At 61.7% G+C, this 14,723-nt stretch carries 16 protein-coding genes and 1 pseudogene; 13 read left to right on the forward strand and 4 right to left on the reverse strand.

The genetic code is table 11. The features are described 5' to 3' along the window. Positions 1 to 5 precede the first annotated feature (5 nt). Both K6M89_RS03905 and K6M89_RS03910 read left to right on the forward strand, forming a co-directional pair. On the forward strand, positions 6 to 875 hold the full coding sequence (locus K6M89_RS03905) for a 23S rRNA (adenine(2030)-N(6))-methyltransferase RlmJ (protein WP_222138492.1): 870 nt from the start codon (positions 6 to 8) through the stop codon (positions 873 to 875). Between the two features lie 155 nt (positions 876 to 1,030). Then, positions 1,031 to 1,627, forward strand: coding sequence for a glutathione S-transferase family protein (locus tag K6M89_RS03910; RefSeq protein WP_222138493.1), 597 nt, complete (start codon positions 1,031 to 1,033; stop codon positions 1,625 to 1,627). A gap of 96 nt (positions 1,628 to 1,723) precedes the next feature. On the opposite strand, the gene K6M89_RS03915 is transcribed toward K6M89_RS03910, so the two are convergent. Further along, a complete protein-coding gene (locus tag K6M89_RS03915) occupies positions 1,724 to 2,359 on the reverse strand; it encodes an outer membrane protein (protein WP_222138494.1) in 636 nt (211 codons plus the stop codon). A gap of 365 nt (positions 2,360 to 2,724) precedes the next feature. On the opposite strand from K6M89_RS03915, the gene K6M89_RS03920 reads away from it, so the two are divergent. From K6M89_RS03920 to K6M89_RS03940, 5 genes are all read left to right on the forward strand, one after another. Continuing rightward, on the forward strand, positions 2,725 to 3,492 hold the full coding sequence (locus K6M89_RS03920; RefSeq protein ID WP_097584776.1) for an SDR family oxidoreductase: 768 nt from the start codon (positions 2,725 to 2,727) through the stop codon (positions 3,490 to 3,492). Next, positions 3,489 to 5,528, forward strand: coding sequence for an excinuclease ABC subunit UvrC (uvrC, locus tag K6M89_RS03925; RefSeq protein ID WP_222138495.1), 2,040 nt, complete (start codon positions 3,489 to 3,491; stop codon positions 5,526 to 5,528). Before K6M89_RS03920 ends, uvrC begins: the two co-directional genes overlap by 4 nt. 165 nt (positions 5,529 to 5,693) lie before the next feature. Continuing rightward, complete coding sequence (pgsA, locus tag K6M89_RS03930) at positions 5,694 to 6,284, forward strand: CDP-diacylglycerol--glycerol-3-phosphate 3-phosphatidyltransferase (protein WP_010034988.1); 591 nt, start codon at positions 5,694 to 5,696, stop codon at positions 6,282 to 6,284. Further along, positions 6,281 to 6,535, forward strand: a complete 255-nt coding sequence (gene moaD / locus K6M89_RS03935) for a molybdopterin converting factor subunit 1 (RefSeq protein WP_064682125.1) — start codon at positions 6,281 to 6,283, stop codon at positions 6,533 to 6,535. The genes pgsA and moaD overlap by 4 nt, the downstream gene beginning before the upstream one ends. Positions 6,536 to 6,794: 259 nt before the next feature. Continuing rightward, positions 6,795 to 7,256, forward strand: a complete 462-nt coding sequence (locus tag K6M89_RS03940; RefSeq protein WP_097584772.1) for a molybdenum cofactor biosynthesis protein MoaE — start codon at positions 6,795 to 6,797, stop codon at positions 7,254 to 7,256. A gap of 101 nt (positions 7,257 to 7,357) precedes the next feature. On the opposite strand, the gene K6M89_RS03945 is transcribed toward K6M89_RS03940, so the two are convergent. Next, a complete protein-coding gene (locus tag K6M89_RS03945; protein WP_097584770.1) occupies positions 7,358 to 8,254 on the reverse strand; it encodes a branched-chain amino acid ABC transporter permease in 897 nt (298 codons plus the stop codon). Between the two features lie 65 nt (positions 8,255 to 8,319). Between K6M89_RS03945 and K6M89_RS03950 the strand changes: the two genes are divergently transcribed. After that, positions 8,320 to 8,865 (forward strand): CGNR zinc finger domain-containing protein, encoded by a 546-nt coding sequence (locus K6M89_RS03950; RefSeq protein ID WP_222138496.1) that lies wholly within the window; start codon positions 8,320 to 8,322, stop codon positions 8,863 to 8,865. After that, positions 8,862 to 9,365, forward strand: coding sequence for a hypothetical protein (locus tag K6M89_RS03955; protein WP_097584766.1), 504 nt, complete (start codon positions 8,862 to 8,864; stop codon positions 9,363 to 9,365). The genes K6M89_RS03950 and K6M89_RS03955 overlap by 4 nt, the downstream gene beginning before the upstream one ends. 83 nt (positions 9,366 to 9,448) lie before the next feature. Here K6M89_RS03955 and ndk read toward each other — a convergent pair whose 3' ends face one another. Continuing rightward, positions 9,449 to 9,871, reverse strand: coding sequence for a nucleoside-diphosphate kinase (gene ndk / locus K6M89_RS03960; RefSeq protein ID WP_004680549.1), 423 nt, complete (start codon positions 9,869 to 9,871; stop codon positions 9,449 to 9,451). Between the two features lie 81 nt (positions 9,872 to 9,952). Further along, entirely contained in the window at positions 9,953 to 10,642 is a 690-nt protein-coding gene (locus K6M89_RS03965) for a glutathione S-transferase family protein (RefSeq protein WP_097584764.1), read from the reverse strand. A gap of 138 nt (positions 10,643 to 10,780) precedes the next feature. Between K6M89_RS03965 and K6M89_RS03970 the strand changes: the two genes are divergently transcribed. The 4 genes and pseudogenes from K6M89_RS03970 to K6M89_RS30905 all read left to right on the forward strand — a co-directional run. Further along, the gene (locus K6M89_RS03970) at positions 10,781 to 11,290 is read left to right on the forward strand and encodes a DinB family protein (RefSeq protein ID WP_097584762.1); all 510 of its coding nucleotides are present in this window, start codon (positions 10,781 to 10,783) and stop codon (positions 11,288 to 11,290) included. Positions 11,291 to 11,433: 143 nt separating this feature from the next. Continuing rightward, positions 11,434 to 12,483, forward strand: coding sequence for a GGDEF domain-containing protein (locus tag K6M89_RS03975; protein ID WP_222138497.1), 1,050 nt, complete (start codon positions 11,434 to 11,436; stop codon positions 12,481 to 12,483). Between the two features lie 70 nt (positions 12,484 to 12,553). Next, entirely contained in the window at positions 12,554 to 14,437 is a 1,884-nt protein-coding gene (locus K6M89_RS03980; RefSeq protein WP_222138498.1) for an ABC-F family ATP-binding cassette domain-containing protein, read from the forward strand. Beyond that, positions 14,433 to 14,540, forward strand: a pseudogene (locus tag K6M89_RS30905) (polysaccharide deacetylase family protein); the annotation flags it as partial. The gene K6M89_RS03980 and the pseudogene K6M89_RS30905, both read left to right, overlap by 5 nt. Positions 14,541 to 14,723 lie beyond the last annotated feature (183 nt).

Genomic DNA, 14,723 nt, shown 5'->3' on the forward strand with positions numbered 1-14,723 from the left:
CGAAAATGAACTACCGCCACATCTACCACGCGGGCAATTTTGCCGATGTGCTGAAACATGCCGTGCTGGCGCGACTGATCCGCTATATGCAGAAGAAGGAAGGTGGCTTTCGCGTGCTCGACACGCATGCCGGCATCGGGCTCTACGACCTTTCCTCCGAGGAGGCGCAGAAAACCGGCGAATGGCTTGAGGGCATCGGCAAGCTGATGGAGGCCGAGCTCGGACCGCAGGTTTCCGAGCTGCTGGAACCCTACCTCTCGGCAATTCGCGAACTCAATCCCGAGGGCGGCATCCGCTTTTATCCCGGATCGCCGAAACTGGCGCGCATACTGTTCAGGCCACAGGACCGGCTGTCGGCGATGGAGCTGCATCCCGAGGACTATGCCCGATTGCATCGGCTGTTCGAAGGCGATCACCATGCCCGCATCACCGAACTCGACGGCTGGCTGGCGCTCGGTGCGCATCTGCCGCCGAAAGAAAAGCGCGGCATCGTGCTCGTCGATCCGCCCTTCGAGGAGGAGGACGAATATCAGCGCCTGGCCAAGGGGCTGGAGAGGGCCTATCGGCGCTTTCCCGGCGGCACCTACTGTCTGTGGTATCCGCTGAAGAAGGGCGCCCCGATCAAGGAATTCCACGAGACGCTGAAGGCGCTCGACATTCCCAAAATGCTCTGCGCCGAACTGATCGTACGCAGCGATCGCGGCATGACAGGACTGACGGGCTCCGGCCTCGTCATTGTCAATCCGCCCTTCACGCTGAAGGACGAATTGCATCAGCTGCTGCCGGCGCTGAAAGACCATCTCGCGCAGGACCGCTTCGCCTCGCACCGCGCCTTCTGGCTGCGCGGCGAGAATAAGACGGTGAAGGACGATTGACCGGGCGATCCGCTTCGGGAATAGTTCGCCCCTAAAGCGCATCGCATGTTCTTCATGCGCTGCGCTTTAGTTCCTTGTTTTATGCATGTCGCCGTCCCAAACCCGCTGTACACTTTTGGGCGAGATGCATTGGCCCATAATCCATCAGGTGTCGCATGAAGCTTCTTTGGTCGCCCTCCTCGCCCTATTCCAGCAAGGTGCGGATGGCCGCTCATTTTCTGGGTCTGAAGCTGAACGAGATCCGGGTCGACACGAATACCGCGCCGGCGATCCTGGTGGAAAACAATCCGCTCGGCAAGATCCCGACGCTTCTGACCGACGACGGCGCATCGGTCTTCGACAGTGTGGCGATCATGCACTATTTCGACCGGCTGGCGAAGGGCAAGCTCTATCCTTCCAAGAAGGGCAAACGCACCGACGTGGAAGTCCTGGAGGCGCTTTCGGACGGCATCTGCGATTGCCTTCTGGCGATCATCTACGAGCGACGCTTCCGCGATGAGGAAAAGGTTCACCAGCCCTGGATCGACCGGCAATGGAAGAAAGCGACGAGCGGGCTTGCTCATCTCAGCGCCAATCTCCCGAAATCGGCCAAGAAACTCAACGGCGGACATCTCGCGCTCGCCGCCACGCTCGGCTATCTCGATCTGCGATTCAAGGGCCAGTGGGAAGCCGATCACGCGCCGCTGATCGACTGGCTGGCGCAGTTCGAAAAGAAATTTCCGGCCTATCAAGAGCTCAAACCCAGCGCATAGTCCGAAAACCGGGCGGCGCGCCTGCAAACAACGAGCAGATAGCAAAAAGCCGGGCGAAATGCCCGGCTTCTTCATGTTTGGATGCTTTTGTTGGGCTTAGAACTTGACGCCGATACCGAGCTTGACGCTGTTCTCGTCGTAGCCGCGCGAGAAGCTGCCGGAGTCGAGGTCGTAACCCTTGCTCTGGTAATCGGTGTAGCGATATTCCAGGCGCGTCGTGATGTTGTTGGTCACGAAGGCTTCGACGCCGGCGCCGACCGTATAGCCGTAAGCCGTCTTGCTTTCGTCCGAGGTGTCGTCGGAGACCTTGATGTTGCCGAGGGCAAGACCGGCCGTACCGTAGAGCAGGAAGGGGTTCATGTCGTAGCCGACGCGGCCACGAACGGAGCCGTTCCAGCCATACTTGTTCTTGACGCCACCCGAGGAAACGTCGTCGCCGCTGTAGCCGAGGTCGGATTCAACGCCGTAAACGATCTGGCCCTGCTGCCAGTTGTAACCGGTGAAGACCTGGCCGCCGAAACCGTAGGTGTGACGGTCGGAACCGAAGTCACCCATGTTGTAGGTGCCGGCGCCGCCGAGGTAGAAGCCCTCCCAGTTGCCGGCCGGCTTGACCGGGGCGTCCTGGGCGATCGGTGCTTCCGGAACCTGATCGACGGCATCGGCCGCCTGAGCTGCCGAGACGCCCGCGATTGCAAAAGCAGAGGCCATGAGGCCAGCAATGAGTACACGCATACTTTTCTCCTTTCAGTCCCGCGCCGCTTTTCATCTGTCTATCAGCGAAGCATTGGCGGGGAAATTGCCAGATGTCCCTTCCGGATCGAGACTGAAATTGAAACTGAAATGCGGATTTGAAAGAGCCAAATTGTGATATCATTGTGGCTGCCACATGGCCGAAATTCGATGTTGCTTAAGCGCAACATACACTTCATTAACCATACAGAAGTGTTAAACTTAAAATACTTATTTTAAGAAATCGCATTCTTAAATAATACATAGAATATCAGGGCAACGAAGGCGACCGCAGCAGCCTATTTATATAATCTCCCCGGCCACCTATATAGTCTGCCAACAGACTCGCGGGATCAGAAGGCAAGATTTTGAACCACAAAAGACTTCGCGCCGCCCTCATAACCGGGGCTGCCAAGAGAATAGGCCGGGCAATCGCCGAAGACCTTGCTGCACATGGCTTTTCCGTCGCCATCCATGCGAACGGCTCCCTCGGCGAAGCCGAAGAGCTGGCGGCGGAATTGCGGCGGAAGGCGTATCGGGCGATCGCGCTCAAGGCCGACCTTACCGATATCGGCGAAACCAGCGAGCTGATAAAAAGAGCCTCGGAAGCACTCGGTCCGATCGACCTGCTGGTCAACAATGCCTCTATCTTCCGCCAGGATTCGGCCCGCGGTTTCGATGCGGAAGCATGGGCGCAGCATTTCGATATTCATGTGCGCGCGCCCTCTATACTTGCCGCAGCCTTTGCCGAGCAGTTGCCTGACGAAACGACCGGACTGATCGTCAACATCATCGACCAGCGCGTCTGGGCGCTCAATCCGGGCTTCTACTCCTACACGCTCTCCAAGGCGGCGCTCTGGACGGCAACGCAGACGATGGCACAGACCTTTGCGCCGAAGCTGCGCGTCAACGCCATCGGCCCCGGCCCGACGGTGCGCAGCGCGCGGCAATCGGAAGAGGACTTCCAGGCTCAGATCGACGGGCTTATCATGAAGGCAGGGCCGGGATTCGGCGAGTTCGGACAAACGATTCGCTTCCTCTTCGACACGCCCTCGATCACCGGCCAGATGATTGCCCTCGACGGCGGCCAGCACCTCGCCTGGCAGACGCCCGACGTGGCGGAGATTACGGAATGAACGGACGAAAGCTGCCGGATGGCGGCGTTCTCTACGACGATACGGATGAGAGCGAAGACGATATCGAGGTGGAAGGCGAGGTTTCCGCCGCCCCTCTTGCGGCAGCGGTCGACTGGAACGCCGGCAGCCTCAACGAGACCGGGCTCATCGGCGCGGAATTGATCGGCGAATTCGTCAAGCGGCTGCCGAACAGCCCCGGCGTCTACCGCATGTTCAATACCGAAGGCGACGTGCTCTATGTCGGCAAGGCGCGCAGCCTGAAGAAGCGCGTCGGCAATTACGCCGTCGGCCGCGTACATTCCAACCGCATCGCCCAGATGGTGCGGCAGACGGCGAACATGGAATTCGTGACGACGCGCACGGAAACCGAAGCGCTGCTGCTGGAAGCGAATCTGATCAAGCGCTTGCGGCCGCGCTTTAATGTGCTGCTGCGCGACGATAAGTCGTTTCCCTATATCCTCATCACCGGCGATCACCGGGCGCCGGCGATTTTCAAGCATCGCGGCGCCAGGGCGCGAAAGGGTGATTACTTCGGGCCTTTCGCTTCGGCCGGCGCGGTCGGACGGACGATCAATTCGCTGCAGCGCGCCTTCCTGATCCGCACCTGCACCGACAGCGTCTTCGAAACGCGTACCCGCCCCTGCCTGCTCTACCAGATCAAGCGCTGTTCCGGGCCCTGCACCCATGAGGTCAGCGACGAGGGTTACGCCGAACTGGTGCAGGAGGCGAAGGACTTCCTGTCCGGCAAGAGCCAGAAGGTGAAATCGCACATGGCCGAAGCGATGAACCAGGCGGCCGAGGATCTAGACTTCGAGCGGGCGGCGATCTATCGCGACCGCCTGGCGGCACTTTCGCATGTGCAGAGCCACCAGGGCATCAATCCTGCTGGAGTCGAGGAGGCCGACGTTTTCGCCATCCATCACGAAGGCGGCGTCTCCTGCATCCAGGTATTCTTCTTCCGCACCGGCCAGAACTGGGGCAACCGTGCCTATTTCCCGAAGGCCGATCCGCAGCTTTCCAGCGCCGAAGTGCTGAATGCCTTTCTGGCGCAGTTCTATGACGACAAGCCGGTGCCGAAACAGATCATGCTGTCGGAGACGGTCGAGGAACTGGAGCTGCTCGCCGCAGCGCTCAGCGAAAAGGCCGGCCACAAGGTGTCGATCCTGGTGCCGCGGCGCGGCGAAAAGCGCGATCTCGTCGACCATGTCGTCGGCAATGCACGCGAGGCGCATGGGCGAAAACTTGCCGAGACAGCGTCGCAGTCACGGCTGCTCGAAGGCTTCAAGGACACCTTCGGGCTTGCCTATGCGCCGCAGCGCATCGAGATCTACGACAACTCGCATATCATGGGCACCAATGCCGTCGGCGGCATGGTGGTGGCGGGGCCGGAAGGCTTCGTGAAAAACCAGTACCGCAAGTTCAACATCAAATCGACCGACATCACGCCCGGCGACGACTTCGGCATGATGAAGGAGGTGATGACGCGGCGCTTCTCGCGGCTGATCAAGGAGGAAGGCATTCCCGACCGGACAGCGCAGGCAACGGCAACCGACGCCGCCGACATGCCCTTCCCGGCCTGGCCCGATGTAATCCTGATCGACGGCGGCCAGGGGCAGATGACGGCAGTGCGCGCCATCCTCGCCGAGCTCGGCATCACCGACAGCGTCATGGCGATCGGGGTGGCCAAGGGTGTCGACCGCGACGCCGGGCGCGAACGCTTCTTTCCGCCGGGGCGGGAGAGCTTCACGCTGCCGCCGCGCGATCCGGTGCTCTACTTCATCCAGCGCATGCGCGACGAGGCACACCGTTTCGCGATCGGCTCGCATCGGGCGCGGCGCAAGAAGGAAATGGTCAAAAACCCGCTCGACGAGATCGGCGGCATCGGCCCATCGCGCAAGCGGGCGCTGCTGCAGCATTTCGGCACGGCGAAAGCGGTTTCGCGCGCCGCTCTTTCCGACCTGATGGCCGTAGAGGGCATCTCGGAAGCCGTCGCCAGGCAAGTTTACAACCATTTCCACGAGGACGCCGCGAAATAACCGGCGGCCGTCGCAAATTCCACGCAAAGGCAGTGAAAAGACAGAAACAATGTTGACGGTCTGCGGTCAAAGCCGTCATCTACGGCATCGGCCCCGAAAATCGGAATCGATTTTCGTAAAGACGCGCGGCGCTATCGCGGCGCATCAGTTCAGAGAAACGATCCCATGGCATCGCGTGCGTACAGCATCCCCAACCTTCTGACTTACGGCCGCATCCTCGCCGTGCCGCTGATCGTCCTCTGCTTCTTCATCGAAGGCCGATTGTCGATCAGCAATACGGCGCGCTGGGTGGCGCTGTGGATCTTCATCATCGCCTCGCTCACCGATTTCCTCGATGGTTACCTCGCCCGAATCTGGAACCAGACGTCGAATATCGGCCGCATGCTCGATCCGATCGCCGACAAGCTGCTGGTCGCCTCGATCCTTCTCCTGGTCGCGGCCGACCAGACCATCGCCGGCTGGTCGATCTGGGCGGCAATCACCATTCTCTGCCGCGAGATCCTGGTGTCCGGCCTGCGTGAATATCTGGCGGCGCTGAAGGTCAGCGTGCCGGTGACACGGATCGCCAAATGGAAGACGACGCTGCAGCTCGTCGCCATCGCCTTCCTGCTCGCAGGCCCTGCCGGCGACGAGATTTTCCCCTATACGACGCAGACCGGTATCGCGCTGTTGTGGATCGCCGCATTGCTGACCATCTATACCGGCTATGATTATTTCCGCGCCGGGCTGAAACATATCGTGGATGACGAAGAATGACGCGACTTGTCTATTTCGCCTGGGTGCGTGAGCGCATCGGTAAGGGGGAGGAGGAGATCGACCTCCCCTCCTCCGTCGTCACCGTCGCCGATCTTCTGAATCATTTGAAGACGCTGGGCGAAGAATATCAGGCCGCACTTCAATATCCCGAGGTGATCCGCGTGGCGCTCGACATGGAGCATGTCGAGCATGACGAGCCGATATCCGGCGCGCGGGAGATCGGGATTTTTCCGCCGATGACGGGGGGGTGATTGCGGTGACGGCCGTGCCAGATCGCCCCCCTCTGCCCTGCCGGGCATCTCCCCCACAGGTGGGGAGATTGGCTGGGAGTGCCGGCTCGCCCAAACAATCAACGTTTCAGCCCGGCGGAACGGTAAAGGGGCAGGAAGGTCGTGCCACTTGTGATCTCCCCACCTGTGGGGGAGATGGCCGGCAGGCCAGAGGGGGGCTTCCACGGCACAGCGCTTCCGCATTCTTTGCAGCTGCATCAAAGCAGCGGAGGATTTCGCCGTGACCATCACCCCCACGATCCGCGTCCAGCGCGAGGGTTTCGACCTTCAGGCCGAGGTAGACCTGCTCTCCAAAGGCAAACCCGGTGTCGGCGCCGTCGTCACCTTCTCCGGCCTATGCCGCGATGACGGCGGCATGCTCGCCGCTCTCGAACTCGAACATTACCCCGGCATGGCCGAAGCCGAGATGACCCGCATCGGCGCACTCGCCATCGCGCGTTTCGGGCTGCTCGGCCTCACCGCCATCCATCGCTACGGCAAGATCGCCGTGGGCGAGAATATCGTGCTCGTCATCGCGGCCGCGCCGCACCGGCAGGCGGCGTTCGACGGCGCCAACTTCGTCATGGATTTCCTGAAGACCGCGGCCCCTTTCTGGAAGAAGGAGCACGGCAAGGACGGCGCCGCCGGCGACTGGGTCGCGGCAAAAGATGCCGACGATGCAGCACGCGACAAGTGGAAATAAATCAGCGCATTTCCTGACTATCCGAGCGACGGAAATGCGCCGCTCTTTTTGTTTTACGCAATTCCGGACGCAAAACCGCTGCGCACTTTTGCTGGAATTGCTCAGAGCACCACGCGCTCTCTGCGGCTCATGACCAGCAATAGGACGAGCAGCGAGAAAATGACGAGATCGCGCCAGACGAAAGGGCCGTAGGCGCCCCATAGGGTTTCGACGACGGCAAGCCCGGCGGCGCCACCGGCCGAGCGGAGCGGATCGGAATAGCCGCCGACCGCGGCGATCAGCAGCACCTTCAGCCCGAACATCAGGCCGGCGCCGAAATCCATCGAGCCGTAATAGAAGGTGGCGAGGATGCCGCAGATCGTAGCGACCAGGGCGGCGGCCGCATAGGCGACAAGGAAAACGCGGCTGGCGCTAGTGCCGCAGAGCTCGGCGGCCAACGGATCGTCGGTGACGGCGCGCCAGATGCGGCCCCAGGCGGTGCGCCTGAGGATCAGCGCACCCACCGCGACGATGGCCGCCATCAGCGCCGTGTCGATCAGCTGGATATAGGTGAGCGTCACCTTGAACGGCCCGTCGCGCCAGAAGACCACCGTGTCGTTCAGAAACGGCGGCAGCCAGATCGCCCTGGTATCGGCGGCGAGCCGGGCGGTTTCCATCAACACGATCATGATGCCGAGCGCGGCAACGATCACCGTATTCGGCGACTTGCTGACCAGCGGCAGCATGATCGAACGGCCGATCCAGATGCCCGCCGCCAGCGAATAGGCGATCGCGGCACAGGTGCCGACGGCAAGGGCGGCCGGCAGCACCAGCCAGAAACGATTGAAGGCGAGCTCGGTGAAAAGCAGCAGGATCTGGCCGGAGAAGGCGAAAATTGCCCCATAGGTGATGTCGGCCCGCTTGGTGACGCCGAAGGCGACCGCATACCCGAAGGCGAGCGCGGCATAGAGGGCGGCAAGCGGAACCGCATTCGCCAGCTGCTGCAGAAGATAGGCCATTCCGGACACTCCGCGTCACCAAAATTATAACTGGTAAAACTCATTTCGCCAGTTATAATTTCATCATGAGCTTTTCCTGGACCCCTCACCGCTTTGCCGGCGGCGCACTGGCGCTCGATGTCGCCAACAGCGTCGTTCTGCGCCACGATCCAGCACGGCGGATCGACCGCTTTGCCGTCAGCAATCAGATGCACGACTTTCCGCACGCTGCCGCCGAATTCTGCGCCGAACGCGCCCTCTTCGGCAATATCGTCCCGGTGGCTAGGGAAAACGAGGCGGATTTCATCGCGCTGCGGGAAGCGATCGACCGCTATTTCCGCGAGCGTATACTGACGGGCGGCGGCGACCAATCGCTGGCGGCACTGCTGGAGTCGGTGGCAAAGGTGCTGCGCGAAGCAAACCCCCTCAGCCTGGCGGCGGCGACCGCCCATTCGGTGCTGCGGCTGATCGCCATGCCCGATCCGGAGCGCATGAAGATCTGCGGCAATTGCGGCTGGCTGTTCATCGATCGCAGCAAGAACAGGAGCCGGGCCTGGTGCGACATGGCGGTCTGCGGCAACCGCGCCAAGGCGAACCGGCACTACCGCCGCAAGAAGGAGGAAATCCCATGAGGAAACATCTGATCGTCACAGCGGCGGCAATTGGCCTGGCGCTGTCCGCCTGCCAGCGCCAGGCGGAAAACCTGGTCGAGGTCACCGGCCATCTTTTCGTCTTCAACTATCGGGTGGCGAGCGCCACCTATCTGCTGACGCTGAAGAAAACCGGTCCCATTCCCGACGGCTCGGTCATCATCGCCGAATTCGAAAATCCTCAAGGCGGCGCGCCGCTGGTGCTGAACCAGAAAATCTACCCGATCGACGACAAGATCGCGCTGCAGAGTGAAAACCTGCACTGCGTGCGCAAGGACCGTCCCTATTCCGTCAGCATCCGGCTGGTCGATAAGGACGGCAAGGTGCTGCAGGAATTGAAGACGCAGTTCCGATCCGACCTGGATCAGACCGTGCTGCCGAGCAAGCCGCTCGTGGTCGGTGCGTTTTATGACAAGAACCCGGAGGTCTTCAAGCCCGACGGCAGCGTCGATTTCTCGAACACCGACAAATGCCCGGCATAGGACCGGAATAGAAAAAGCCGGAGCGAGGCCCCGGCTTTCGAGAGTCAATTCAAGGCGTTGCCAGCCAATGCCGAAGCGTGGCCTCAGCCGACGATTTCGGTGTCGGAGAACCAGTACTTGATTTCCTGGGCAGCCGTTTCCGGAGCGTCCGAGCCGTGAACGGAATTTTCGCCGATCGACAGGGCGTGGACCTTGCGGATCGTGCCTTCATCAGCGTTTGCCGGGTTGGTCGCGCCCATGATCTCGCGGTTCTTGAGGATGGCGCCTTCGCCTTCCAGAACCTGGACGACGGTCGGGCCGGAGGTCATGCCTTCGACGAGTTCGCCGAAGAAGGGACGATCCTTGTGAACGGCGTAGAAGCCTTCGGCTTCGCGGCGGCTCATCCAGACGCGCTTGGAGGCGACGACGCGCAGGCCCGCATCTTCGAGCATCTTGGTGATGGCGCCCGTCAGGTTGCGCTTGGTTGCGTCCGGCTTGATCATCGAGAAGGTGCGTTCAATCGCCATAGTCAAATCCTCTGTTTTCTCGGGAAAAGTGGGCGGTCTTTACCCGCCCCAACGCCCGAAAACAAGAGGTCGACGGCAATTTCACGCCGCTGTCACAGTCCGGCCGCGGCTTTCATGGAGATCGAGGCAGCGCTCGAACCAGGCGATCACGGGATCGTCGGCGGCCAGCATGGCTAGACCCGCGCAGACACGCAGCCACTGCAGGGCGCCGAAGACGATATAGTCGGCAAAGAGCGGCGTCCCACCGCCGATGAAAGGCTGGAACTTCAGCATATGCCGGAGGGGCTCCAGCTTGGCGCCGAAGGCGGCTTTCTCCGCCTCGCTGCCGGCGGCAATGACTTCCATCGACTTGCCGAGACGCGCTTCGCGGCTTTGACGGAAATAGGCCTTATCTCCCTCGTCGAGGATCGCATGGATGTCGAGAAGCGCAATCCGCATGATCGCCGGATGAACGATCATCTGCGAATAGCCCTCCACCATGCGCGACAGCGCCTTGCCGCCCTCGCCGTTGAAGAGGGACGGCCGCTCCGGGTAGGCTTCCTCCAGATAGAGAGCGATGGCGAAACTGTCGGGGATCAGCCGGCCGTTGTCGTCGAGGACGGGCAAGGTCGGCGAGACACCGCCGCCGATTTCGCGGATGCGGGCGTAGGTCGTCGGAATCTCTTCGAAGTCGAGCCCCTTATGCGCCAGTGCCATCACCGCCTTCCAGCAATGGGGCGAAAAGAAGCGCCGCTCATCGGCGCCGCAGAGGGAATAGAGAGCTCTGGTCATGACAGTCCTTTCGAGATCGCAACTCCCTGCATTCGACGACAGAACGCGCCTGCGATCAAATCAGGAAATTTCATGGCGTCATCACTGCGATTTCTGCGGAAGCAAGCTAGATTGCCCTTGCCAAGACAGGAGGAGCGCATGCTCAGGCAATACAGGATGTTCGCCGCCTATAATCACTGGGCCAATGCCCAGGTCTATGCGGCGGCGGCCGAACTCAGCGAGCCGGAATTCCGCAGCGACCGCGGCGCCTTCTTCGGCTCGCTGCATCGAACCCTCAACCACCTGCTCGTTGCCGACCGAATTTGGATGAAGCGCTTCACCGGCACCGGCGAGGCGCCGACGAGCCTCGATGCCGTGCTTTTCGAGGAGTTCGATGCACTTGCCGTTGCACGCAAGGCAGAGGACGAGCGGATCATCGCCTGGACGGGCACGCTGGACGAAACAAGCCTGGCCGCCAACTTCACCTACTCGCCGGTGACCCAACCGATCGTGATGACCCAGCCGCTGTGGACCGCGCTCTCGCATCTCTTCAACCACCAGACCCACCATCGCGGCCAGTGCCACATGACGCTGACGGCGCTCGGCAAGCCGAGCCTCGGGCTCGACCTCATCTATTTCCTGCGCAGCGAGGGCCGCGAGTGGATGTGAGCGTCTCCGCATCAACAGGGCATTAACCGCCTTTACCGGTTGCGCCTGGAATCCAGCGCTTCCCATCCAGAGATTCAGCCTCTCTTAAAAGCTTGCGGGGCATAGCGGAATGACGGAAAAGGCCGGGGCCGCGAGGAATCGTCATGCCGAATGCAAGCGCAAACGCACTGGTGCCGCGCGAGGCGGTGCGCCCTGGGCCTATTGCGGACATCCAGAAGATCGCCCAGCACATGGCGCGTCTCAACGTCGCCGGGCTGCCGCGCAACTATGAACTCTTCCATGAGGCAATCGTCGGGCTCAACGGAGGCCTTGCCCAGGATATCGCCGCACTCGGGTCCCAGCCGCAACAAGCGATGCTTGACGAGCTCGGCTTGAAATACCGCCTCGTCGGCCACTGCGGGCTGGCAGGCGAGACGTCGCGGAACGAGGCGAGCCGCTTGCTGCGCGAGGTGGCGGAGAGGCTTGCCGAAGGGCTGCGGCACCGGGATGCCTTCGCGCGCGCCTGCGACACGATCCTGAAATCCGTCTCCAGTCATGAAGACCAAAGCCTTGCCGCCTTCATCGGCGAGCTCGACTACCTCTCGGCCTCGCTGACGAGCGTGTCGTCCGCGGAGATGCAAATCGGCGCCAGGCTGGCGGATGACATCAAGAGGCTGGAAACGCTCGAGCGCGGCATTTCGGCGATGCAGGCGGCCGCCGTCGCCGACAGGATCACCGGACTTCCCAATCGCATCGCGCTCAATCGCGTGATCGCCGACCTCTACGAGCGCGAAGAGGGTGCCGCCGGCAGTGCGCTTGTCATGGTCGATGTCGACAATTTCACCGATCTCAATGACAGATATGGCACGCCGGCAGGCAACAAGCTCTTGAAGAAGCTCGCCGGCCTCTTCCAAAAGTCGGTCAAGAAGAACGACTTCGTCGCCCGCACCGCGGCGGACGAATTCGCATTGCTGTTCTCCAATGTCGGCATGCAGGATGCGATGGCGATTGCCGACCGCCTGCGCGCCTCCGTCGAAGACAATCTGGTCTTCGCGACTTCAGACAAGGGCGATAGCGGCAGGCTGACCATTTCGGTCGGCGTGGCGCTCAGCACGGACGCGGCAACACCAGGGCAATTGCAGTCCAATGCCCGCGTCGCCCTTCTCGCCGCTCAATCGAACCCTCGCCAGCCGGTGCAGGCCTTCGGCCGCTGAGAAGCGGACAAGTATTCTCGCCACGGACAAGCTCTTGCCTTGGCGGGCGCTTTCGGCCAAAACGCCGGCCATGATCACGCTCACCGAAATTTCCGCCCGCATCGCCGGGCGCCTGCTTCTCGACAATGCCAGCCTGTCGCTGCCGTCGGGCACCAAGGCCGGCCTCGTCGGCCGCAACGGCGCCGGCAAGTCCACGCTGTTTCGCGTCATTACCGGCGATCTCGGCTCGGAGAGCGGATCGGTGTCGATCCCGAAGGCGGCGCGCATCGGCCAGGTGGCCCAGGAAGCGCCGGGAACCGAGCAGCCCCTGATCGAGATCGTGCTTGCCGCCGACAAGGAGCGCGCGGCCCTGCTTGCCGAAGCGGAAACGGCGAGCGATCCGCACCGCATCGCCGAAATCCAGATGCGCCTCGTCGATATCGATGCGCATTCGGCCGAGGCGCGCGCGGCGAGCATCCTCGCCGGCCTCGGCTTCGACAGGGAAGCGCAGACTCGCCCCGCCTCCTCCTTCTCGGGCGGCTGGCGCATGCGCGTGGCGCTCGCCGCCGTGCTGTTTGCCGAGCCGGACCTGCTTCTGCTCGACGAGCCGACCAACTATCTCGACCTCGAAGGCACGATGTGGCTGGAGGATTATATCCGCCGCTATCCCCACACGGTCATCATCATCAGCCACGACCGTGACCTCTTGAACAATGCGGTCAATTCCATCGTCCATCTCGACCAGAGAAAGCTCACCTTCTACCGCGGCAATTACGACCAGTTCGAGCGGCAGAAGGCGGAAGCCGACGAACTGCAGACGAAGGCCAAGGCCAAGAACGAGGCGGCGCGCAAACATCTGCAGAGCTTCATCGATCGTTTCAAGGCCAAGGCCTCCAAGGCCCGGCAGGCGCAGTCGCGCGTCAAGGCGCTCGAGCGCATGGGCACGGTTGCGGCCGTCATCGAGGATCACGTACAGCCGATCACCTTTCCCGAGCCCGAAAAGCAGCCGGCCTCGCCGATCGTCGCGGTCCAGGGCGGCGCCGTCGGCTACCAGCCGGGCAAGCCGATCCTGAAGAACCTCAATCTGCGCATCGACAATGACGATCGCATCGCCTTGCTCGGTTCGAACGGCAACGGCAAATCGACCTTCGCGAAATTCATCTCCGGCAGGCTTGCCCCGGAGAGTGGCGAAGTGAAGCTTGCGCCCTCCCTGAAGATCGGCTTTTTCGCGCAGCACCAGCTCGACGACCTCATCCCCGAGCAGTCGGCGGTGGAGCATGTGCGGCGGCTGATGCCTGGCGACCCGGAGGCCAAAGTGCGCGCCCGTGTCGCCCAGATGGGACTGGCGACCGAGAAGATGGCGACCGCCGCCAAGGATCTTTCCGGCGGCGAAAAAGCTCGCCTGCTGATGGGCCTTGCCGCCTTCCATGCGCCGAACCTGCTCATCCTCGACGAACCGACCAACCATCTCGACATCGACAGCCGGCGCGCACTGATCGAGGCGCTGAACGATTACGAAGGCGCCGTCATCCTGATCTCGCACGACCGTCACCTGATCGAGGCGACGGTCGACCGGCTGTGGCTGGTCAACGGCGGCACCGTCACCGCCTTCGAAGGCGATATGGACGAATATCGCGACCTGATCGTCGCCTCGGGCAAAAAAAAAGAAGAAAAGCCGCAGCCGGCTGACGATGCGACCTCCAAGGCCGATCAACGCAAGCTCAATGCGGAGAGGCGCGCCTCGCTGACGCCGCTGAAGAAAAAGATCAACGAAATCGAATCCTTGACGGCGAAGCTGGAGAAACAGATTCATGCGCTTGACGCGGAACTTGCAAATCCCGCTCTCTACGAGAAAACGCCCGCCAAGGCCGCCGAAAAGGCAAAGCAGCGCGGTGAGGCCGCGGCAAAACTCGCTGCTGCCGAGGAAGAATGGCTGATGCTGTCGTCGGAATACGAAGAAGCGATGGCGGGATAGCCACAGTCGAGCCGCCATCGCCATGCGCGACATGGTGGTCATGGATGTCGACATCGACAGCAAGGACTATTTCGCCACGACGCCGGTCTCCGTCACGCAGAGAAGACGCAGGCCCCGAACAACCTCGTCGCTTCGGCCGATTTCGTGAGGATGCGATGAACGGGAAGCCGATGCACCGTGTCCCACGCGGTGGATTTTTCAAAGCCTCCGCGCTTTTCGAAAAATAAAATCTATAAAATCGACCATATTGGTGATCTGTTCGAGAAAGAACGTTCCTTCTCTCTCT

It is taken from the genome of Rhizobium croatiense (assembly GCF_019793465.1).
In the GTDB taxonomy this organism is placed as follows: Bacteria; Pseudomonadota; Alphaproteobacteria; order Rhizobiales; family Rhizobiaceae; genus Rhizobium; species Rhizobium croatiense.